The 516-nt window shown below is 49.4% G+C and carries 2 protein-coding genes; both read right to left on the reverse strand.

Features of this window, described 5'->3' with window-relative positions; translation table 11 throughout:
* A partial coding sequence (locus K5E19_RS23975; RefSeq protein ID WP_221553402.1) for a virulence factor occupies window positions 1-198 on the reverse strand: 198 nt, incomplete at its 3' end.
* A complete protein-coding gene (locus tag K5E19_RS23980; RefSeq protein WP_003690223.1) occupies window positions 198-383 on the reverse strand; it encodes a DUF5397 family protein in 186 nt (61 codons plus the stop codon). The genes K5E19_RS23980 and K5E19_RS23975, both read right to left, overlap by 1 nt.
* Window positions 384-516: the final 133 nt, after the last annotated feature.

Here is a 516-nt window from a genome sequence, read left to right on the forward strand (position 1 = left end):
AGGCAGAGCTTTTAGCTCGTTGATGGCTGAAAACAGGTTAGCCATATCTTCGTTTTGGCAGGTGTACAAACTTCCCTGAATGCGGGTAAAGCCGAATTTCCGCAGGGTGTATCCAATATCCGCGTAGGCTTGGGAAATGCCTTTCGGATGGTTTTGAGCGGTATCGGCAACCACCAAATCAAAAGAAATCGCGTACATTAGGCAGCCTTTGGGTCTTGAACGATGTGGGACAGTTTGTATTGCGTGTGTTCGCCGCTTTCCGGCAGTTCAATATTTACGAGCCAATCGCCGTCCGGAAGCTGTTCGGCCGGCGTGCCGACGATGTACATCACGCCGTAATCGCCAAAGGTGCGGATTGAACCGGTGGGGATAGTGGTTTGCATGGTTAGTTCTCCTGTTGGGTTTGGTTTTCAGGCTGGTTTGTCATGTACAAAACCCGTTGGGCAGCTTTTTCGGCTGTTGTGCGTTTGATGCCGTCAGGCAGAAAAATTCTCCATTTTTTGGCTAGAACTATAT

The sequence above is a fragment of the Enterobacter sp. RIT637 genome, assembly GCF_019718755.1.
In the GTDB taxonomy this organism is placed as follows: domain Bacteria; phylum Pseudomonadota; class Gammaproteobacteria; order Enterobacterales; family Enterobacteriaceae; genus Enterobacter.